The organism is Streptomyces tuirus, from assembly GCF_014701095.1.
GTDB lineage: Bacteria > Actinomycetota > Actinomycetes > Streptomycetales > Streptomycetaceae > Streptomyces > Streptomyces tuirus.
Genome location: NZ_AP023439.1, coordinates 3988922 through 4009798, shown reverse-complemented (window position 1 = coordinate 4009798; position 20877 = coordinate 3988922). Strand labels below are relative to the sequence as shown.

At 70.8% G+C, this 20877-nt stretch carries 19 protein-coding genes and 1 tRNA gene; 11 read left to right on the top strand and 9 right to left on the bottom strand.

From position 1 onward, the window contains the following. Nucleotides 1–181 precede the first annotated feature (181 nt). The 5 genes from IGS69_RS18455 to IGS69_RS18435 form a co-directional block, all read right to left on the bottom strand. Nucleotides 182–634: a heat shock protein transcriptional repressor HspR gene (locus IGS69_RS18455; RefSeq protein WP_033310108.1), complete on the bottom strand. Its 453-nt coding sequence runs from the start codon at nucleotides 632–634 to the stop codon at nucleotides 182–184. Between the two features lie 5 nt (nucleotides 635–639). After that, nucleotides 640–1830, bottom strand: coding sequence for a molecular chaperone DnaJ (gene dnaJ / locus IGS69_RS18450; RefSeq protein WP_142161419.1), 1191 nt, complete (start codon nucleotides 1828–1830; stop codon nucleotides 640–642). A gap of 33 nt (nucleotides 1831–1863) precedes the next feature. Further along, entirely contained in the window at nucleotides 1864–2520 is a 657-nt protein-coding gene (grpE, locus tag IGS69_RS18445) for a nucleotide exchange factor GrpE (protein WP_190901188.1), read from the bottom strand. Further along, on the bottom strand, nucleotides 2517–4364 hold the full coding sequence (gene dnaK / locus IGS69_RS18440; protein ID WP_190901186.1) for a molecular chaperone DnaK: 1848 nt from the start codon (nucleotides 4362–4364) through the stop codon (nucleotides 2517–2519). Before dnaK ends, grpE begins: the two co-directional genes overlap by 4 nt. A gap of 94 nt (nucleotides 4365–4458) precedes the next feature. Further along, entirely contained in the window at nucleotides 4459–5478 is a 1020-nt protein-coding gene (locus tag IGS69_RS18435; protein WP_190901177.1) for an MraY family glycosyltransferase, read from the bottom strand. Between the two features lie 243 nt (nucleotides 5479–5721). Between IGS69_RS18435 and IGS69_RS18430 the strand changes: the two genes are divergently transcribed. After that, nucleotides 5722–8049 (top strand): (Fe-S)-binding protein, encoded by a 2328-nt coding sequence (locus tag IGS69_RS18430; protein ID WP_190901175.1) that lies wholly within the window; start codon nucleotides 5722–5724, stop codon nucleotides 8047–8049. Between the two features lie 110 nt (nucleotides 8050–8159). Here IGS69_RS18430 and IGS69_RS18425 read toward each other — a convergent pair whose 3' ends face one another. After that, nucleotides 8160–8489 carry a hypothetical protein gene (locus IGS69_RS18425; RefSeq protein WP_190901172.1) on the bottom strand — a complete coding sequence of 110 codons (330 nt, stop codon included), beginning with the start codon at nucleotides 8487–8489 and terminating at the stop codon, nucleotides 8160–8162. Nucleotides 8490–8938: 449 nt separating this feature from the next. Between IGS69_RS18425 and IGS69_RS18420 the strand changes: the two genes are divergently transcribed. The 3 genes from IGS69_RS18420 to IGS69_RS18410 all read left to right on the top strand — a co-directional run bounded on the left by IGS69_RS18420 (nucleotide 8939) and on the right by IGS69_RS18410 (nucleotide 10816). Continuing rightward, nucleotides 8939–9199, top strand: a complete 261-nt coding sequence (locus tag IGS69_RS18420) for a GntR family transcriptional regulator (protein WP_190901170.1) — start codon at nucleotides 8939–8941, stop codon at nucleotides 9197–9199. A 107-nt stretch (nucleotides 9200–9306) separates the two neighbouring features. Continuing rightward, the gene (locus IGS69_RS18415; protein ID WP_385865008.1) at nucleotides 9307–9819 is read left to right on the top strand and encodes a GntR family transcriptional regulator; all 513 of its coding nucleotides are present in this window, start codon (nucleotides 9307–9309) and stop codon (nucleotides 9817–9819) included. 190 nt (nucleotides 9820–10009) lie between these two features. After that, nucleotides 10010–10816: a DUF1963 domain-containing protein gene (locus IGS69_RS18410; protein WP_190901167.1), complete on the top strand. Its 807-nt coding sequence runs from the start codon at nucleotides 10010–10012 to the stop codon at nucleotides 10814–10816. A gap of 46 nt (nucleotides 10817–10862) precedes the next feature. Here IGS69_RS18410 and IGS69_RS18405 read toward each other — a convergent pair whose 3' ends face one another. Further along, nucleotides 10863–11111 (bottom strand): hypothetical protein, encoded by a 249-nt coding sequence (locus IGS69_RS18405; RefSeq protein ID WP_190901165.1) that lies wholly within the window; start codon nucleotides 11109–11111, stop codon nucleotides 10863–10865. A gap of 329 nt (nucleotides 11112–11440) precedes the next feature. On the opposite strand from IGS69_RS18405, the gene IGS69_RS18400 reads away from it, so the two are divergent. From IGS69_RS18400 to IGS69_RS18380, 6 genes are all read left to right on the top strand, one after another. Further along, the gene (locus IGS69_RS18400) at nucleotides 11441–12958 is read left to right on the top strand and encodes a VCBS repeat-containing protein (protein WP_190901163.1); all 1518 of its coding nucleotides are present in this window, start codon (nucleotides 11441–11443) and stop codon (nucleotides 12956–12958) included. 382 nt (nucleotides 12959–13340) lie between these two features. Continuing rightward, nucleotides 13341–14744 (top strand): FG-GAP-like repeat-containing protein, encoded by a 1404-nt coding sequence (locus tag IGS69_RS18395; RefSeq protein ID WP_190901161.1) that lies wholly within the window; start codon nucleotides 13341–13343, stop codon nucleotides 14742–14744. 35 nt (nucleotides 14745–14779) lie between these two features. Next, nucleotides 14780–16204: an FG-GAP-like repeat-containing protein gene (locus IGS69_RS18390; protein WP_190901160.1), complete on the top strand. Its 1425-nt coding sequence runs from the start codon at nucleotides 14780–14782 to the stop codon at nucleotides 16202–16204. 99 nt (nucleotides 16205–16303) lie between these two features. Beyond that, nucleotides 16304–16432: a hypothetical protein gene (locus tag IGS69_RS34970; protein ID WP_269783177.1), complete on the top strand. Its 129-nt coding sequence runs from the start codon at nucleotides 16304–16306 to the stop codon at nucleotides 16430–16432. A gap of 17 nt (nucleotides 16433–16449) precedes the next feature. Next, nucleotides 16450–17802 carry an FG-GAP and VCBS repeat-containing protein gene (locus IGS69_RS18385; RefSeq protein WP_190901158.1) on the top strand — a complete coding sequence of 451 codons (1353 nt, stop codon included), beginning with the start codon at nucleotides 16450–16452 and terminating at the stop codon, nucleotides 17800–17802. A 251-nt stretch (nucleotides 17803–18053) separates the two neighbouring features. Next, the gene (locus tag IGS69_RS18380; protein WP_190901156.1) at nucleotides 18054–19064 is read left to right on the top strand and encodes a Yip1 family protein; all 1011 of its coding nucleotides are present in this window, start codon (nucleotides 18054–18056) and stop codon (nucleotides 19062–19064) included. A gap of 90 nt (nucleotides 19065–19154) precedes the next feature. Here the strand turns inward: IGS69_RS18380 and IGS69_RS18375 are convergent, their stop codons facing one another. Together IGS69_RS18375 and dcd are read right to left on the bottom strand one after the other, a co-directional pair. Further along, complete coding sequence (locus tag IGS69_RS18375) at nucleotides 19155–19652, bottom strand: phosphoribosyltransferase (protein WP_190901154.1); 498 nt, start codon at nucleotides 19650–19652, stop codon at nucleotides 19155–19157. 11 nt (nucleotides 19653–19663) lie between these two features. After that, complete coding sequence (dcd, locus tag IGS69_RS18370) at nucleotides 19664–20239, bottom strand: dCTP deaminase (RefSeq protein WP_190901152.1); 576 nt, start codon at nucleotides 20237–20239, stop codon at nucleotides 19664–19666. Between the two features lie 560 nt (nucleotides 20240–20799). Between dcd and IGS69_RS18365 the strand changes: the two genes are divergently transcribed. After that, a tRNA-Gly gene (locus IGS69_RS18365) sits at nucleotides 20800–20873 on the top strand. Nucleotides 20874–20877 lie beyond the last annotated feature (4 nt).

Here is a 20877-nt window from a genome sequence, read left to right as displayed (position 1 = left end):
GCACTTAACGAGATGGCAACACCACGCTCCGCAGCAGTTGTGAAGACTCTGCGGAATCGTCTTCAAGTGCCGTGCACGCTCCGGTCATCCACAGGAGACCGGGTGAGAACGGGTGAAACCGCACCAAGGCATGCGGAAGGGCCGGGAGCGAACTCCCGGCCCTCTCCTGTGCGCATGCGCGTCAGTCGGACTGCTGCTGCCGCTTCGGCCGCCACACCACCAGCGCGCTGGTCTGCTGCACCTCCTGGTACGGCACCAGATCGCGGCGGTACGACGCGTGCACCGCGGCCTCGCGCTGGCGCATCGCCGCCGCCGCGCCGTCGAGGGCGTCCTGCATCTCGGCCACCCGGGCCTGGAGCGCGGCGACCTGGTTCTCCAGTTCGATGATGCGCTTGATACCGGCCAGGTTGATGCCCTCGTCCTGCGACAACTGCTGGACGGTGCGCAGCAGTTCGATGTCGCGGGCCGAGTAGCGCCGGCCCCGGCCCGCGGTGCGGTCGGGGGAGACCAGGCCCAGCCGGTCGTACTGGCGCAGGGTCTGGGGGTGCAGGCCGGACAGCTGGGCCGCCACCGAGATGACGTAGACCGGGGTCTCCTCGGTCAGTTCATACGGATTGCGCCGACGACCGTCCATCTGACTCATGCTCCCTTCGCGGCCTGGAACAGATCCGCCCGCGGATCCTCACCCGCGGTCGCCTCGCGGTACGCCTCGAGTGCGTCACGAGCCTTCCCCGTCAGGTCCTTCGGAACACTCACCTCCACGGTGACCAGGAGGTCGCCGCGGGTGCCGTCCTTGCGGACCGCGCCCTTGCCCCGGGCGCGCATGGTGCGCCCGTTGGGCGTGCCCGGAGGCAGCTTCAGCGTGACGGGCGGGCCGCCCAGGGTGGGCACCCGCACCTCGCCGCCGAGGGCCGCCTCGGTGAAGGTCACCGGGACGGTGACCGTGAGGTTGTCCTCCTTGCGGCCGAACACCGGGTGGGTGTCGACGTGCACGACCACGTAGAGGTCTCCCGCCGGCCCGCCGCGCTCGCCCGGCGCTCCCTTGCCGCGCAGCCGGATCCGCTGGCCGTCGCTGACGCCCGCGGGGATGCGCACCTGCATGGTCCGCGAGGACTTGGCCCGGCCGCTGCCCTTGCAGACCTCGCAGGCGTTCTCCGCGATCAGGCCGCGGCCCTTGCAGTCCGGGCAGGGGTCGGTCAGGGAGAAGCCGCCGCCGCTGCCCCGGGCGACCTGTCCGGTGCCGACGCAGGTCGGGCACACGCGGGGCGTGCCGTTCTTGTCGCCGGTGCCCGAACAGGCCTTGCAGGGGGACTGCGACGACATCCGCAGCGGGACGGTCGCGCCCTCGATCGCCTCGGTGAAGCTGAGCGTGACCTCGGACTCGATGTCCTGGCCGCGCCGGGGGTGCGTACGCGTCCCCGGCCCGCCCGCGCCGCCGCGGTTGAACAGGCCCCCGAAAACGTCACCGAGTCCGCCGCCGAAGCCGCCGGCTCCCTGGCCGCCGCCACCCTGGGCGCCGCCTCCGAAGAGGTCGCCCAGGTCGAAGTTGAAGGAGCCGCCCGCGCCGCCCGGCCCCGGGCGGAAGCCGCCGTTGCCGAAGAGGGCGCGCGCGTCGTCGTACTCCTTGCGCTTCTTGGGGTCGCCGAGGATGTCGTTGGCCTCGGAGATCTCCTTGAAGCGCTCCTCCGCCTTGACGTTGCCGGTGTTGGCATCCGGGTGGAACTCGCGGGCGAGCTTCCGGTACGCCTTCTTGATCTCGGCCTCGGTGGCGTCCTTGGGGACGCCGAGGACCTTGTAGTAGTCCTTCTCGATGAAGTCCTTGGTGCTCATCCTCGACGCCCCTCCTTCCCTTCGTTGATGACGTCAGCCCTCGTCCGGGCCACCGCTCTCCTTGTCGTCGGCGTCGGCGGACTCGTCCGCCTTGACCGTCTGCGCCCCCGGCTGGGGTTCGGCCACGGCCACCCTCGCGGGGCGGATGGTGCGCTCGCCGATCCGGTACCCGGGCTGCAGGATCGCGACGCACGTCGTCTCGGTGACGTCCGGTGCGTAGCTGTGCATCAGGGCTTCGTGGATCGTCGGGTCGAAGGGCTCGCCCTCCTTGCCGAACTGCTGCAGGCCCATCTTCGCCGCGGTGCTCTCCAGCGACTCGGCGACGGACTTGAAGCCGCCGACCAGTTCGCCGTGTTCGCGCGCGCGGCCGATGTCGTCGAGCACGGGCAGGAGCTCGGTCAGGAGGTTCGCCACGGCGATCTCCTTGACCGCGATCCGGTCGCGCTCGACCCGGCGGCGGTAGTTCTGGAACTCGGCCTGGAGGCGCTGGAGGTCCGCCGTGCGCTCACCGAGCGCGGTGCGGGCCTGGTCCAGCTGGGCCACCAGAGCCACGTCCTGGCCCGTGTCCCCGGCCGGGGCCGCCCCCTCCTCCGCGGAGGGGGAGGCGGCCTTCGGCTCGGCGTCGTCGGAGGTGGCGCCGGAAGGGACGTCGGGCTGCTGCTCGTCGAAGCCCGGGGTCTCCTCCGTCACGCGGCACCGTCCTTCCGGTCCTCGTCGACGATCTCGGCGTCGACGACGTCGTCGTCAGCGGCCTTGGCACCACCGGCGTCACCGGCGGGACCACCGGCCGCCTGGGCGGCGCCCGCGTCCGCGTACATGGCCTGGCCGAGCTTCTGCGAGACGGCCGCGACCTTCTCCGTGGCCGTGCGGATCTCGGCGGAGTCCTCGCCCTTGAGCTTCTCCTTCAGCTCGGCGACGGCCTCCTCGACCTCGGTCTTGATCTCGCCCGGGACCTTGTCCTCGTTGTCCTTGAGGAACTTCTCGGTCTGGTAGACGAGCTGCTCGCCCTGGTTGCGGGACTCGGCGGCCTCGCGGCGCTTGTGGTCCTCCTCCGCGTACTGCTCGGCCTCCTGGCGCATGCGGTCGACCTCGTCCTTCGGCAGCGAGGAGCCGCCGGTGACGGTCATCTTCTGCTCCTTGCCGGTGCCGAGGTCCTTCGCCGTGACGTGCATGATGCCGTTGGCGTCGATGTCGAAGGACACCTCGATCTGCGGGACGCCGCGGGGCGCCGGCGGCAGACCGGTCAGCTCGAACATCCCGAGCTTCTTGTTGTACGCCGCGATCTCGCGCTCGCCCTGGTAGACCTGGATCTGCACGGAGGGCTGGTTGTCCTCGGCGGTGGTGAAGATCTCGGACCGCTTGGTCGGGATCGTCGTGTTCCGCTCGATGAGCTTGGTCATGATGCCGCCCTTGGTCTCGATGCCGAGGGACAGCGGGGTGACGTCGAGGAGCAGGACGTCCTTGACCTCACCCTTGAGGACACCGGCCTGCAGGGCGGCGCCGATGGCGACGACCTCGTCCGGGTTGACGCCCTTGTTGGCGTCCTTGCCGCCGGTCAGCTCCTTGACGAGCTCGGCGACGGCGGGCATACGGGTGGAGCCGCCGACCAGGACGACGTGGTCGATCTCGCTGATGGAGATGCCGGCGTCCTTGATGACGTTGTGGAACGGCGTCTTGCAGCGCTCCAGGAGGTCCGCGGTCAGCTGCTGGAACTGGGCGCGGGTGAGCTTCTCGTCGAGGTGCAGGGGGCCCTCGGCGGAGGCGGTGATGTAGGGCAGGTTGATCGAGGTCTCGGTGGACGAGGACAGCTCGATCTTCGCCTTCTCGGCGGCCTCGCGCAGACGCTGCAGGGCCATCTTGTCCTTGCCCAGGTCCACGCCGTGGCCGGACTGGAACTGCTGGACCAGGTAGTCGACGACGCGCTGGTCCCAGTCGTCACCACCGAGGTGGTTGTCACCGTTGGTGGCCTTCACCTCGACGACGCCGTCGCCGATCTCCAGCAGCGAGACGTCGAACGTACCGCCACCGAGGTCGAAGACCAGGATGGTCTGGTCGTCCTTGTCGAGGCCGTACGCCAGGGCGGCCGCGGTGGGCTCGTTGACGATGCGCAGCACGTTCAGACCGGCGATCTCGCCGGCCTCCTTCGTGGCCTGGCGCTCGGAGTCGTTGAAGTACGCGGGGACGGTGATGACCGCGTCGGTCACCTTCTCGCCCAGGTAGGCCTCGGCGTCCCGCTTCAGCTTCTGGAGCACGAAGGCGCTGATCTGCTGCGGGTTGAAAGGCTTCCCGTCCAGCTCGATCTTCCAGTCCGTGCCCATGTGACGCTTCACGGAGCGGATGGTCCGGTCCACGTTCGTGACCGCCTGGCGCTTGGCCACCTCTCCGACGAGCACCTCACCGTTCTTGGCGAAGGCGACGACGGACGGCGTGGTCCTGGCGCCCTCGGCGTTGGTGATGACGGTGGGCTCGCCGCCCTCCAGAACGCTGACGACGGAGTTAGTCGTGCCCAGGTCGATGCCGACCGCACGTGCCATGGTTGATTCCTCCAGCTGACTTGAGTGGAACGGACTCAAGTGTGCACGACGGCCCCCAACCGGTCAACAGAGCTGAGTCGGGCAGGCTCAACTCTTATCCGTTCCTTACACGCAACGGGACTCCTACCTGCGGCGATACGCTCCGTCGAGCGTCGTGCACAGGGACACGCGCGAGGGTGAACACCACGACGAGGACCCCTCCCGCCACCCACCACAGGGCCCCGGCCCCGATGTGGCCCGCGTGCGCGAGTACCCCGGCGAGCATCCCGGACAGCGCCCCGATCCCCAGCAGCAGACTCGCCCCCGGCGCGGTCAGCCCGAGCCGCCGCAGCCGGTGCGCCAGATGGTCGGGGCCGCCGCGCCCCACGCCCCGCCCGGCCGACCGCCGTACCACCAGCACGAGTACGGCGTCGGCGGCCACCACGGCGGTCAGCGCGAACAGGACCCCCGCGCTCTCCACGACGCCGGACCCGGCCCGGGCGTACACGGCCCCCACGGCGATCATGAACCCCGCGGACATGGACCCGCAGCCGCCCAGCGCCACGCGCGCGGGGTGCCAGTTGTGCAGCAGGAACCCGGTCAGCGCGGCGGCCAGCACGCTCATCAGCCCCGCGATCCCGTCCATCACCTCGACGGCCGCGCAGGCCGCCGCCCCGAAGGCCGCGACGACCCCGACCGTGCCCGCCAGCCCGTCGGCGTGATCGAGCCCCCGGAACCCGGACACCACCGCCACGACCCACGCGACGGCCAGCAGCCCGGTCCCCACCCCCGTCTCCCCGTACGGCACGACACACGCGGCCGCCACGCCCGTACCGGCGGCCAGCACCCGCCGGCGCAGCCGCCACACGTCACCGGCGAGCCCGAGCAGGGCGACGGCGCCCGCGGCGACGAGAACCCCGCCCGTCCCGTCGGCGGGCGGTGCGACCCCCAGCCACTCCCCGGCCCCGACGACCAGGCCCGTGACCAGCACGACGGCCACACCCCCGGACAGCGGTACGTCCCGCTGCCGCCTCCGCTCGACCAGGCGCAGCCGTAGCGCGGGGGTCCGCAGGGCGGCCGCGAGCAGGGCGGTGAGAAGGAGGGCGGTGGCGGCGGCGGTGATCCCGTAGAGCACGGATATAAGTTAGGCGGGACTATGACAATTCGGTATGAATAACACGACTGGATCGCGACCGGATCCCGTCTGTTTCTGAGGCAACCCTCAGCGATTCAGATCACTGCCCACCCGGCTACAGTGCGGCGGAGGATGAGGGTAGTCTCAGACGGACTGCATAAGTTACCGCTTAGTAATCTCGGGGAAGCCTGAAGAAACCACAGGTCCCCCTGACAAAACCCCTCGCAGGCCCGAGGAGCCCCCATGCAACTCGCCGCGATCATCGTGTCGCTGGTTCTGACCGTGGTCGGCGTCGCGCTGCTCGCGCGCGCGATCGGCCAGTTCGTCCGGTACTTCAAGCTGGGCCAGCCGGTCCCCGCCGGTACCCGGACCGACAACCCCTACCAGCGCAGCGTGACCCTGGTGAAGGAGTTCCTCGGCCACACGCGCATGAACCGGTGGGGCATCGTCGGTGTCGCCCACTGGTTCGTCGCCGTCGGCTTCCTGACGCTCCCCCCGACCCTCGCCCAGGCCTTCGGCCAGCTGTTCGAGGCCGACTGGGTGCTGCCGGTCATCGGTGAGTTCCTGCCGTTCGAGCTGTACATCGAGTTCATCGGCGTGATGACGGTCCTGGGCATCGCGGTGCTCATCGCGATCCGCCTGCTGAACCTGCCGAGCCGCCCGGGCCGCAAGTCCCGCTTCGCCGGCTCCAAGGCCGGCCAGGCGTACTTCGTCGAGTACGTCATCCTCACCATCGGCCTCGCGATCTACGTCCTGCGGGGCCTGGAGGGCGCGCTCCACCACGTCGACCACTACGAGGCGTCGTACTTCGCGTCGTACCCGCTGGTGCTCGCGTTCAAGGGACTGAGCGTCACGGCGCTGCAGAACCTCGTCTACTTCGTCGCCATGATCAAGATCAGCACCTCGTTCATCTGGATGATCGTGGTGTCGCTCAACACCAACATGGGTGTGGCCTGGCACCGCTTCCTCGCCTTCCCGAACATCTGGTTCAAGCGCGAGGCGAACGGCGGCACGGCCCTCGGCGCGCTCCAGCCGATGACCTCGGGCGGCAAGCCGATCGACTTCAGCGACCCGGGCGACGACGACGTCTTCGGCGTCTCCCAGGTCGAGCAGTACTCCTGGAAGGGCCTGCTGGACTTCTCCACCTGCACCGAGTGCGGCCGCTGCCAGTCGCAGTGCCCCGCCTGGAACACCGGCAAGCCCCTCTCCCCCAAGCTGCTGATCATGTCCCTGCGGGACCACGCGCACGCCAAGGCGCCGTACCTGCTGGCCGGCGGCGGCAAGACCATGGAGGGCGAGGAGAAGGCGTCCGAGGAGCAGCTCGCCTCGGTGCCCGCGGCGGCGCTGGCCGAGGCCGAGCGCCCCCTGGTCGGCACGCTGGAGGAGAACGGCGTCATCGACCCGGACGTCCTGTGGTCCTGCACCACGTGCGGCGCCTGTGTCGAGCAGTGCCCGGTCGACATCGAGCACGTCGACCACATCGTCGACATGCGCCGCTACCAGGTGATGATCGAGTCGTCGTTCCCGTCCGAGGCGGGCACGATGCTCAAGAACCTGGAGAAGAAGGGCAACCCCTGGGGCCTGGCGAAGAAGCAGCGCCTGGAGTGGCTCAAGGAGGTCGACTTCGAGGTCCCGGTCGTCGGCAAGGACATCGAGGACCTGTCCGAGGTCGAGTACCTGTACTGGGTCGGCTGCGCGGGCGCCCTGGAGGACCGCGCCAAGAAGACCACCAAGGCCTTCGCCGAACTGCTCCACATCGCGGGCGTCAAGTTCGCGATCATGGGCGGCGACGAGAAGTGCACCGGTGACTCCGCCCGGCGTCTGGGCAACGAGCCCCTGTTCCAGGAGCTCGGCATGGAGAACGTCATGGCGCTGAACATGGCGTTCGGCGAGGAGATGGACGACGAGGGCAAGGTGACGCCCGAGTCGGCGAAGCCCAAGTCGGCCAAGAAGATCGTCGCCACCTGCCCGCACTGCCTCAACACGATCGGCAACGAGTACCCGCAGCTCGGCGGCGACTACGAGGTCATCCACCACACGCAGCTGCTCCAGCACCTCGTCGACGAGGGCAAGCTGATCCCGGTCACGCCGGTCGAGGGCATCATCACGTACCACGACCCGTGCTACCTGGGCCGTCACAACAAGATCTACACGCCGCCGCGCGAGATCATCGCCGCCGTCCCCGGTGTCCGCAACGAGGAGATGCACCGCCACAAGGAGCGCGGCTTCTGCTGCGGCGCCGGTGGTGCGCGGATGTGGATGGAGGAGCGGATCGGCAAGCGCATCAACAACGAGCGCGTCGACGAGGCCCTCTCGGTCAACCCCGACATCGTCTCGACGGCCTGCCCGTTCTGCCTGGTCATGCTCACGGACTCGGTCAACGGCAAGAAGAACGACGGCAAGGCGAAGGAGTCCATCCAGGTCGTGGACGTCGCCCAGCTGCTCCTGGACTCGGTGAAGACGCCGGTCCCGGCGGAGAGCGCCGACGACGACTCGGACGACGGCGACGGCGAGCCGCCGGCGGGCACGGCGGACTCTACGAGCGCCCCGGAGCCGGAGCCGGTGAAGTAGACGCTCCCACCCGGTCGTTCCGACGGTTTCGACGCCCCCTGTCCCGATTCATCGGGCGGGGGGCGTCGGCGTTCCCTACGGCCTACGGTCGCGTGGGGGCCTCACGGTCGTCATGCGTGACAGGAGCACCCGCCGGTCCTCAGCTCCTGGTTCTCGGCAACGCGGAGGATGTCCCGCAGCGCCTCGGTCAGCCGCTCGGCCAGGAAGCGCAGTTGCGTCTCGGTGGCGTCCGGGAGCATGTCCTCGGCATGCGCGAGGAGCCGCACGCCCATGTCGAGCCGGGTCGCCTCGGCGACGTCGGCCAGCCGCGACAGGCGTCCTCCACGGCCGTCGCTGATCAGGTAGCTCGCCTTGCCCTCAGGGCCGGACCAGGGCAGCAGACGCGCTTCGCGCAACCGGTGCCCCGCCTCCGGCTGTGCTGCCTCGAAGCCGGCGCTCATCAAACGACCTCCGCCCGCTCGCTCCAGAAGGGCGCTGGCAGGTCCGGTTCCGAGGACACCATGGCCGGCTCATGACGCCTTCGGCGTTGCTGGGGAGCGGCGAGGTAGGGGCGCACGGTGACGGTGGCAGCACCGTCAAGAAGAGTGTCGAGCCCGTAAGGACTGCGGTGAGCGGGAAGCGGTGCCCACTCCGGGATGAGTAGGGCGGGCACGATCCGTGGTGGACGAGCAGCCGCACTGCGGCTGCGGGAGCGCGGAGCCGAGAGGCCCGCCCACACGAGGAGACGGCGGATAAGGTCGAGCACGTCATCAGCTCCGTTCGGCTTCACTGGTGGCCACGCCCCGGACGGCTCCACCCGTCGCGGGGGTTTCTGTACTCCGCATCAGTCGCGGTCTACCGCAGTCTACTGCGTTCGCGCGGTCTACCGCAGAGTTTTAGCGTCCACTGCATGAGTCCCGAGCTTGACCGCACCCGCCCTGTCTGGCGGCAGGTAGCCGCAGTCATCGCCGATCGCATCGCTGACGGGTCGTATCCCGTGGGCAGTCGGGTGCCGTCCGTCGTCGAACTGTCCACCGAGTTCGGCATCGCCGCCTCGACTGCGCAGAAGGCACTGACTCATCTCAAGACGGAAGGACTCGTCCGGGCTGAGGTCGGTCTGGGGTCGTTCGTCGCGGAGCGCCCTGGGAAGCCCACGGACGCAGGAGCGTAGGCGGGGCCTTGTTGCACGCTCGGGCCTGGGGGCCTTGAAGCGCGAAGGGCCTGTCGGCACCGTCGATCGGAGGCAACGTGGGCACGAGCAGGTGGGTCAGTACGTCGATGCCGTATCTGGCGCCGCGTGAGCCGGAGCAGGGCGATGCCTGGAGCGCGGAGGCCGCCGCCCGGGGCCGGCGCGGATCTCAGCGCATCGTCCATGCCGGAGAGGTGCGGGCACCGGCGGAAGTCGCCCGTCTCTTCGACATTGCTGACGGCGAACCGGTCGTCGTACGACGCCGCGTGATCCTTCTCGACGACGAGCCGAACGAACTGACCGACACGTACTACCCCATCGCCATCGCCCGAGGCACCCCGCTCGCCGGCACGGCGAAGATCCGCGGGGGCGCCGTCACCTTGCTCGCGACGCTGGGCCATGCCGGCGCACGGGTCAGGGAGGACGTGACGGCCGGCTTGCCGGATGAGCAGGAGCAAGAGGCTCTACGGCTCACACCGTCGGCACCCGTTCTGCGCCTCACCAGGCTCACCCTGGATGGCGATGACAAGCCGATCCAGGTCGACCGCATGGTGATGCCCGCCCAGCGGCAGCAGTTGCGTTACGAGATCAGCATCGGGTGACCGTGCCAAGGCAGAACCGGCCGCCCGATCGAAGCGACCTCGATGGTGAAGGCCGGACGGCTCTACGAGGTGCAGTACGAGTTCGCGGCGGAGTGAAGGGAAAGAGGCGTCCGCCTCCCCCGCTGTCGGTGGCAGGCGTTAGCGTGCCCGCTGCCTCCCGTCGATGTCCCGAGCGCCCTGAGGAGCCACGATGTCCGAAGACAGCCCCGAGCTGCCCGCCAGAGACCTGCGCACGCTGATACCGGAGTACGCGGGTCTTGCCCGGACCACCACCCTCCTCAATCCGGAGCCCGGGGACCCCGATGTGCGGGAGAGCTCCCTGGGAGGGGAGTTGCTGTGGCCCGCGGACGAGCCCTGGCCGTACTGCGCGCAGGAGGACCACTGGACGTTCGGGACCGACCCGCGCAACCGCACCGAGATCGTCCCGGGGGCGGTCCCGATGGTGCCGATCCTCCAGCTGTACGCCCGGGACGTCCCGGAGCTCGAGTTCCCTCAGGGGAAGGACCTGCTGCAGTTGGTGTGGTGCGCGCTGGTGCACGAAGAGGACCCCGGGCCGGTGATGCCGCGGCTGTACTGGCGCAACGAGGCGGAGGTCGTGGCCGCGGGGACGCTGTCCGCCCTTCCCGGGGTGAGCGAGGGAGAGTACGACGAGGACCATATGCCACAGCCGTCCACGCTGGCGCCCACCACCGCGGAGGACTGCCCGCGGTGGCTCGATCTGCCCGAGGACATGTGGGAGACCTGGGAACCCCGCCTCCGGGCGCGGACTGGTCGTGCCGTGTGGCCGCCGGACTCCAACGTCATCGCGACGAAGGTCGGCGGCTGGCCCGCCTGGACACAGCCCGCCGACTGGCCGGACTGCGAGAGCGGTCACCGCATGGAGCACCTGCTGACCATCACCGGCGACATCCAGCTGGGCGACTGCGGAGGCGTGTACTTCTTCCACTGCCGCCGGTGCCCGGGCCGGCCCTGGGACTGGCGCTTCGACTGCCACTGACGGCCCGGAAGGGCGGGCCGTCCGTGCACGTCAGCGGCCATGGACGTCAGCGGCCTACCCGTACCGCCTCCGACGTCGCCCCGCGGAACGACTCCGTCTTGTCGAACTGCGCGCGGTAGTAGTCCCGCCGCCCGTCGGCGATGTCCGCCGAGAAGGCGTGCCCCTCACCGGACCAGTTGGCCTGCGCCGTCACCAGGTCCGTCCAGCGCTTGCCGTCGCGGGAGTACTGGATGTGCACCGGGATGTCGGCGGGCGTCCAGCCGTCGGGGAAGTCCATGGCGCCCTCGACGTGCACGGCACCTCCTCTGTACGGGCAGCAGAGCTTCTGATCAGGCAGCACCCGTGTCCGGCGGGGCCGCACCCCGCCACACCCCCCGTGCACCCGGCGGAGACCGTCGCGTCCCGGTCGACGCCCGCCGGGTGATCTCCGCGCCCCTGCACGCCGCCGTCGGCAACCCCGGAAATCAACCGAACTCACGTACAACCCTTACGTCTCTCCAAGGGTCTCTTGATCGCCGAACGCCCGTGAACGCCCGGACAACTCCCGGCGAACACGGACAGTCCGGCCCTCCATCGACTGTGGATGTCCGCCAGACGTCCCCCGCATGCAGCAGGAGACCCCGCATGCAGCAGCACGAGCGCCCCTCCGTACCCGCAGTCCCGTCCCGACGCCCCCGCGTGCGGCTCGCCCTGGCGACCGCCGCCGCGGCCGCGCTGACCGGCACGCTGCTGTCGGCCACGGCCGGCCCGGCGACGGCCGCGGACGGCACACACACCTCTCGGGCCGACTTCAACGGCGACGGCATCGGCGACGTGGCGTTCTCCGCCGCCGGCGCGTACGTCAGCGGCAAGAAGGACGCCGGCCAGCTCGTCGTGCTGTACGGCACGAAGACCGGAGTGTCCTCCGCGAAGCGGTCCGCGATCAGCCAGAACACCACCGGCAACCCGGGCACGGCCGAGACCGGCGACGTGTTCGGCGCCGACAGCGCCTACGCCGACTTCAACGGCGACGGCTACGACGACCTCGCCGTCTCCTCGCCGATGGAGGACGTCGGCAGCGACAAGGACGGCGGCGGCGTCGCGGTCCTGTGGGGCTCCGCCCAGGGCATCACCGGCAAGGGCGTCTCGATCGCCGACGCGGCCCCCACCAAGCACGACCGCTGGGGCCGGAACCTCGCCGCCGGCGACTTCGACGGCGACGGCAAGGCCGACCTGGCCGTCGGCAACACCTCCAACACCGTCTACGTGCTCAAGGGCGGCATCAGCGCCTCCGGTACGGCGCTCAAGGGGCGGTACGGCGTCAAGGCGCCGGTCCAGGCGTCGGGCGACGGCTCCGGGCCGCTCAACATCACCGCGGGCGATGTCAACGGCGACCACCGCACGGACCTGGTCGTCGACGGCTTCGAAACCGCCACCGGCGAGTACTGGAACGCCAACTACCTCCTCCCGGGCACGAGTTCCGGCCTGTCCGCCGCCGGCGCCCAGCCGCTGAAGGCCGGTGTCATCACCGGCATCGCGGACGTCAACGGCGACGGTTACGGCGACATCGTCACCGGCATGCACTGGAACAAGACCGACGACGGCGTGACCTTCCCCGGGGCCTCCGACGGCGGCAAGGTGTGGATCACCTACGGCACCGCGGACGGCGCCGGCTCCACCACCGGCATCACCCAGAACACCGGCAACGTCCCGGGCAGTTCGGAGAGGAACGACTACTTCGGCTACGAGCTGGACCTGGGCGACGTCAACGGCGACGGCTACCAGGACCTCGTGGTCGGCGTCGCGGGCGAGGACATCGGCTCGGTCGCCGACGCCGGCCAGCTCGTCGTGCTGTACGGCTCGGCCTCCGGCATCAACACCTCCTCCGGCACCCAGTCGTTCGCGCAGAGCACCGCGGGCGTCCCCGGCTCGGACGAGAAGGGCGACTTCCTCGGCACCGACGTGAAGCTCGAAGACGTCACGGGCGACGGCCGCGCCGACGTACTGGCCGGCTCGTACGAGAACGACGGCAACGGCGCGGTCCTCTACCTGCCGTCCAACGGCACGAAGATCACCGCCACGGGCTCGCGCACCGTGTCCCCCAGCGACTCGGGCGTCTCGACGACGGGCTACCCCAACTTCGGCGCCAACTTCGGCGACTGAGCCGTACGCGGGAACCGGGTGGGGTGACCCACGTCAGCGGAACGGTCCTGCACGGGCGGGTCGTGCAGGACCGGGGGGTCGTGCAGGGGCGGGGAGTCGTGCAGGACCGGGGGGTCGTGCCGGGGGGGGAGTCGTTCCGGGGCGTTGGGTCGTGCCGGGCCGACGGGTCGTACAGGACCGGCAGGCCGTACAGGACCGGCGAGCCGCCCCCACCGGCGGAGCCACCGCACCACCCCGCACCCGCACCCACCGCACCACCTCACACCCCCGCCACCCCGCACCCCCGCCACCGCACCACCTCGGCGCCACCCCCAGGCCCCCAGCCCCAGCCCCGGCCCCGTCCCCGGCCCCAGCCCAACCCCTTCCCACCCGGAGTACCCCCTTGCGCAAGCGCACCCTCCTGCTGGCCGCCACCCTCACCACCGGCCTCCTGACCATCACCCCCGCCACCGCCGCCCCCTCCGGCCTGGCCGGGGACTTCAACGGCGACGGATACCGCGACATCGCGGCCGGTGCCGCGTGCACCAACGTCGGCTCGGCCTCCTGCGCCGGTGCCGTCGTCGTGCTCTACGGCTCGGCGTCCGGTGTGTCGGCCAGCCGCAAGGCCGTCATCACCCAGAACTCCACGGGCGTGCCCGGCACCGCCGAGTCCGGCGACCTGTTCGGCGCCTCCCTGGCCGCCGGCGACCTGGACCGGGACGGCTACTCCGACCTCGTCGTCGGCGCCCCCAACGAAAGCATCGGCGACCGGGACGGCGTCGGCTCCGGCACGGTCCTGTGGGGCAGCAAGTCGGGCCTGGCCGGCGGCAAGGGCCTGCCGCAGCCCTCCACCCTCTCCGAATACGGCGGCTTCTCCCAGGGCATCGCGACCGGTGACTTCGACGGCGACGGCGACACCGACGTCACCCTCACCGGACAGAGCCACACCCGCCTCTACCAGGGCCCCTTCACCAAGACGGGAGGCCCGCTGACCCACACCCGCGTGGGTGAACTCGGCACCACGTCCGCGGTGATCGCGGGCGACCTCACCGGCGACGGCGCGGCCGAGCGCGTCTACCCGTTCGCCGTGGACGGCGACCCCGGCGGCGAGATCCTCTACTTCCGCTACAACGGCACCTCCCACAAGATGACCGAGCTGCCCAACGCCGACGGCTCCCAGGGCGCGATCGGCGACATCGACCACGACGGCTACGGCGACCTCGTCCTCGGCGACTCCACGGACCCGTACGAGCTCAAGCCCGTCGGCCACAAGGGCGGCCAGATCACCGTCTGGTACGGCGGCCCGAACGGCCCGGATCCGGCGCAGCAGCCGACCGTCATCCACCAGGACACGGCCGGTGTGCCCGGCGCGGGCGAGCCGGAAGACCGTTTCGGCACGTCGGTGAGCACCGGCGACATCAACGGCGACGGGTACGCCGACGTCGCCGTCGCCGCCCCGGGCGAGGACGTCGGCTCGGCGAAGAACGCCGGCTCGGTGACCGTGCTGTTCGGCTCCGCGTCCGGTCTGAAGACCAGTGGCGTGAAGTCGTACACCCAGGACACCGCCGGTGTGCCCGGTTCGGCCGAGTCCGGGGACAGCTTCGGGTCCGCGGTCGACCTGACCGACGTGACGAAGGACGGCAAGGCCGACCTGGCCGTCGGTGTCGACGGCGAGAACTCCACGGGGGGTCTGTGGACTCTGCGCGGCTCCGCCACCGGCCTGACCACCACCGGCGCGCAGGGCATCACCACTGCCGCCATCGCCCTCAAGTACGGCGCCAACTTCGGCTCCGTCCTCGCCCAGTGACGACCCGCCGACTTCCCCGTGAGGCACGTACCCCCATGCGTACCCGTATCGCTTCCACCGTCCTCGCCGCGGCCCTGACCCCGCTCGCCCTCACCCTCTCCGCCCCGGCCGCGCACGCCGTGCCGGCCGCCGCCCCCTACGACTTCAACGGCGACGGCCGCACCGACCTCGCCATCGGCGCGCCGGGCGCCACGGTCGCCGGGCAGGCGAAGGCGGGCGCCGTGAGCGTCGTCTACGGCAGCTCGAGCGGCCCGAAGAGCTCCACGCGCACGCTCCTCACCCAGAACACCGCCGGCATGCCGGGCACGGCCGAGGCCGACGACGCCTTCGGCTCCGCGCTCGCCTCCGCCGACCTGAACACCGACGGCTACGCCGACCTGCTGGTCGGCACGCCCGGTGAGGACGGCAGCGACAGCAACGACGGCACGGTCACCATCGTCTGGGGCTCGCCGTCCGGCCTGTCCGGGGCCCGCACGCTGTTCAGCTTCTTCAGCACCGACTACGACCGGTACGGCCGGACGCTGGCCGCGGGCGACTTCGACGGTGACGGGAACGTGGACGTCGCGGTCGGCTCCACCGGGCCGGTCACCCTCTCCCTCGTGAACGGCCCGATCACCAAGACCAGCGCGTCCAACGGCGGTTCGGGCTCGCGCAACGACTGGTGGTCGTCGTCGAACGGCGTCACCCACCTCTCCTCCGGCGACGTCGCCGGCGACGGCCGCCCCCGCGTGGTCCTGCACGGCCGCACCGCGCACGACGGCGCCGCCGCCACGTCCCTCGCCGACATGAAGATCGGCAACTACGTCGACTGGCTGCAGAAGCTGCCCGCCGGGTTCGTCTCCGCCGTCGGCGACATCGACCGCGACGGCCACGCCGACATCGTCGTGGGGAACGACCGGGAGGCCTCCGCCGACCCCGGGGGCGCCCTCGGCGGCAAGGTCACCGTCGTCTACGGCGGACCCGACGGCCGTGACAGCGGCCGCGCCCCGCTCGTCCTCACCCAGGACACCGCCGGTGTGCCCGGCGCCGCCGAGAAGGGCGACCGCTTCGGCAGCGGCGTGTCGCTCGGCGACATCAACGGCGACGGGTACGCCGACCTGGCCGTCGGCACCGCGGGCGAGAACAGCTCCGCCGGTGCCGTCACCGTGCTGTACGGCTCGGCGTCCGGACTGACCACCAAGGGCGCCACGTCGTACACCCAGAACACCGCCGGTGTGCCGGGTGCCTCCGAGGCGGGCGACCGGTTCGGCGAGCGCGTCACGCTCACCGACCACACCGGCGACCGCCGCGCCGACCTGTCCGTCTCCGCGCCGGGCGAGAACGCCGGCGACGGCGCCGTCTGGTCCCTGCGCGCCACGGCGACCGGCCCGACGACCTCCGGCTCGACGAGCTTCGGCCCGGGCACCACCGGCATCTCGACGGCCGGCACCCCGGGTTACGGCACCGCGCTCAACTCCTGAGCCGACGAGCCCCCTCCAACCAGCCGACCGCCCACCGGCAACCGACCACCGCCGACCGCCAACCGATGACCGCCGACCGCCGACCCGAAGGGGATCCCGATGAGCAAGCGCACCGCCCTACGTGCCCCCGCCCCCGGCCCCATCAGCGACGGCGCCCGCACCCTCGGCCCGGGCAGCCTCGGCCGGACCCGCTCCTACGGCGCGTTCGGCGCCGGCCTCATCGGCTGACGAACCAGGAGATCCCCATGCGCAGATCGACCTCGACCGCCCTGGTCGCCGCCCTGCTGGCGACCGGCCTCACCCCCGTGTTCCTCACCGGCCCCGCCGCCGCGGCGGTGGCCAAGCACTACGACGACTTCAACGGCGACGGCCGCCGCGACCTCGCCTACGGCGGCTACAACGACGTCGACCGCGAGGGCGGCACGATCACCGTCGTGTACGGCACCGCCACCGGCCTCGACACCGCCCACCCGAAGTACCTGCACCAGGACAGCGCGGGCGTACCGGGCTCCGGCGAGGAGGACGACCAGTTCGGCGCGTCCCTCGCCAGCGCGGACCTCAACAAGGACGGCTACGCGGACCTCGTCGTCGGCAACCCCACCGAGCACGTGGGCAGCGACGACTACCGCGGCACCGTCACCGTCCTGTGGGGCTCGAAGTCCGGCCTGTCCGGCGGCACCAACATCGCCCCCGTCGGCGGCGCGGCCGGCCACTTCGGCCGCGACCTGGCGACCGGCGACTTCACCGGCGACGGCTCCCCGGACCTGGCCGTGATCGGCGGCGAGGAGGCGTGGCTGTACCGCGGCCCCTTCACCAAGTCGGGCACCACCGGCAAGGTCAGCAAGATCGACAAGAGCTCCGGCGGCTGGTCCTCCACCGCCCTCGCCGCCGGAAAGGTCGACGGGGACGGCAAGACCGACCTGGTCGTGATCGGCACGGAGATCAACGACAGCCAGATCCGCGAGCGCGCCTGGTACCTCAAGGGCACCTCCTCCGGCCTCGCCTCGGGCGCCTCCAAGACCCTCAGCGACCGGCAGGAGGGCCTCTACCCGAGCCCCGTCATCGGCGACTTCGACAAGAACGGCTACGGCGACATCGCGCTCGGCGTGCCCGACAAGGACAAGGGCAAGGGCGCGGTCACGATCTGGCGCGGCACGTCGTCGGGCCCGGGCACATCGGTCACCCTCACCCAGGCCACCTCCGGCGTCTCCGGCAGCCCCGAGGCCGACGACAACTTCGGCTACGCGATCTCGGCCGCCGACACCAACGGCGACGGCTACGCGGACCTCGCGGTGGGCGTTCCGCACGAGGACGTCGACGGCGAGGAGGACCAGGGCGGCGTCCACGTCTTCCGCGGCGGCTCCGGCGGCCTCAGCGGCGCGCGCTCCTCGTGGATCGCCCAGACGGTGCTCGGCCCCGCCGACTCCCACGCCGCCTTCGGCTACACCCTCCGCCTGCGCGACCTGACCGCCGACGGCCGGGCGGACCTCGCCGTGGGCGCGGCGGGCGGCGCGCTCCTCATGCGCGGCACGAGCACGGTCCCGACGAAGACCGGCGCGATCACCCTGCCGGAGCTGGGCGGCGGTTTCGCGGACTGACGGGGGCTGAACGGGGCTGGCCGGGCCTGGCCGGGCCCGACCGGGGGGCTACACGGGCCGTCCCGGAGGCGATGCCCCGCGGTCGGCCTAGATGGCCGGGGACAGGGCCCGGGCCGTGGCCCGCCCCGATGGCCCGGGACATGGCCCGGGGCATGGCCCGCCCCCGATGGCCCGGGACAGGGCCCAGGACATGGCCCGTACGGCCGAACCCTGACACCCCACGGACACCCAAAGCCCCTTCCCCTTAAGGGATGTCACAGCTCGGCCGCAAAGCCGGGCCCGGAAGCCCGGGCCCGGCACACCACCGCCGGGGACCAGGTACGTTCGAAGACGTGGCTGGATTCAGGATCGGACGCGGCCGGAACAACGGCGCTCCTCAGACGCGACCGCACAACCCTCCGTACGGGCAGCAGACGCCGCAGGGACCGCCGTACGGCTCCCCGCCGGCGCCGCAGCCGTACCCGCGGCAGCAGCCGTACGGCAACGGCGGCGGGCCCACGTGGCCGCAGCCGAACGCCGGGCACGGCGGCGGCTACGGCGGCCAGGGCGAGCCGGAGTACTTCGGCGACGGCGCGTACCCAGCCGGCCCGCAGGGTCCGCACGACCCGTACGCAGCGAACAACCCGGGCCACACCCAGGCCTTCTCGGTCGGCGAGGACCCCTACACACAGGGCGACACCTACCGCGCCGGCGCGGCGGCCCCGGCGCCCGGCCCGGTCGGCCCGCGCCTGCACTGGAAGCAGCTGCTCCGGGGGATCGTCCTCGCCCCCAACCAGACCTTCCTCCAGATGCGGGACTACTCGATGTGGGGCCCGGCCCTCATCGTCACGTTCCTCTACGGCCTGCTCGCCGTGTTCGGCTTCGACGGCGCCCGCGAAGATGCGATAAACGCCACACTGTCGAACGCGGTCCCGATCGTCCTGACGACGGCGGTCGCGATGGTGCTGAGCGCGTTCGTCCTGGGCGTGGTCACCCACACGCTGGCCCGCCAGCTCGGCGGCGACGGCGCCTGGCAGCCCACGGTCGGCCTGTCCATGCTGATCATGTCCCTCACGGACGCGCCCCGCCTGGTCTTCGCGATGTTCGCGGGCGGCGACGCGACGTTCGTCCAGCTCCTGGGCTGGGCCACCTGGGTCGCGGGCGGCGCCCTGCTGACCCTCATGGTCAGCCGCTCCCACGACCTGCCCTGGCCGAAGGCGCTGGGCGCGTCGGCGATCCAGCTGATCGCGCTGCTGTCGATCGTGAAGCTGGGCACGGTCTGATTCTTCTGCCCGCTTCTTCTGCGGCACGAGAGAGGGGCTCCCCACGGGGAGCCCCTCTCTGTATCAGTCTCTGTCGCCGTCTTCCGCCGGTCAGGCGTCGAGCACCTGGCCGGCCCGCCGCACCACGGGCGGTTCGACACTCCACGGGAAGTTGATCCAGTCGTCGGTGCGCTTCCACACGTACTCGCACTTCACGAGCGACTGGGACTTCTCGTAGACGACGGCGCTGCGCACCTCGGCGACGGTGTCGAGGCAGAAGTCGCGCACCAGCTTGAGCGTCTTGCCGGTGTCGGCGACATCGTCGGTGATCAGCACCTTCTTCTGCGAGAAGTCGATCACGTTGGGGACGGGCGCGAGCATGACGGGCATCTCGAGGGTCGTCCCGACGCCGGTGTAGAACTCCACGTTCACCAGGTGGATGTTCTTGCAGTCCAGGGCATAGGCGAGCCCGCCGGCCACGAAGACACCGCCGCGGGCGATGCTCAGGACTATGTCGGGCTCGTAGCCGTCGTCGGCGATGGTCTGCGCGAGCTCGCGCACGGCGACGCCGAACTTCTCGTAGGTCAGGTTCTCCCGTACGTCACTCATGCTCGTGCCGCTCACACCTGGGTCCGATGGAAGTTGAGGAAGGACCGGGAGGCGGTCGGCCCCCGCTGCCCCTGGTACCGGGACCCGTACCGCTCGCTGCCGTACGGGAAGTCGGCGGGCGAGCTGAGCTTGAACATGCACAGCTGCCCGATCTTCATGCCCGGCCAGAGCTTGATGGGCAGGGTGGCGAGGTTGGACAGCTCCAGGGTCACGTGACCGCTGAAGCCGGGGTCGATGAACCCGGCGGTGGAGTGCGTCACCAGCCCCAGGCGCCCCAGCGAGCTCTTGCCCTCCAGCCGGGAGGCGAGATCGTCGGGCAGGGTGATGACCTCGTACGTGCTGGCGAGGACGAACTCCCCGGGGTGCAGGATGAACGGCTCGTCGCCCTCCGGCTCCACGAGCCGGGTCAGGTCGGCCTGCTCGATGGCGGGGTCGATGTGGGGGTACCGGTGATTCTCGAACACCCGGAAAAAGCGGTCGAGGCGCACATCGATGCTCGACGGCTGAACCATCGATTCGTCGTACGGGTCGATCCGCACCCGCCCTGCATCGATCTCGGCCCGGATGTCTTTGTCTGAGAGAAGCACGCCCCGAGGATACGCAAGGCGCGCGGAGCGACCACAACCGGACGTCTCCGCGCGCCTTGTGCCTGTTGCCTACTGCTTGTCCGCTACCGCACCGGCCGTGCTGCCGCTGCGGCTGCCGCTGCTGTCGCCGCTACTGCTTCTGATGGCTGACGGGCACCACGCTCCGGAGCCGCGCACATCGCGGGCACCGGAGCAGCCGCCCGGGGCCGAGCCGCTCGGCCTGCTGCATCGGGAACGAAGCGGTGCTGAACACGTGCCCATCGGCACAACGGACGACGGTGCGCTCCATCAAGTCCCAGAGTCCCTTCCCCAGAGCCGCGTCTGGCTGTTTCTCGCCTGACGACAAAAGCCACAGTACGGGATCAAAGGGACGCCCCTCCAGGCGGCACTCCGGTCCCGCCCGGACCCTCTCACGCCCGACCACCGTACGCCCCAACTCCGTTCCCCCGCAGCCGCATCCCATCCCTGAAACGCACTCAGGCCCCGCGGCGCGAACGCCGGAGGCCTGGCATGAGGTAGAGTGAGCGAGCATTCGACACCGACTCCGGTCGGCGTCTTACGCGGGTGTAGTTTAATGGTAGAACATCAGCTTCCCAAGCTGAGAGCGCGAGTTCGATTCTCGTCACCCGCTCCACGAA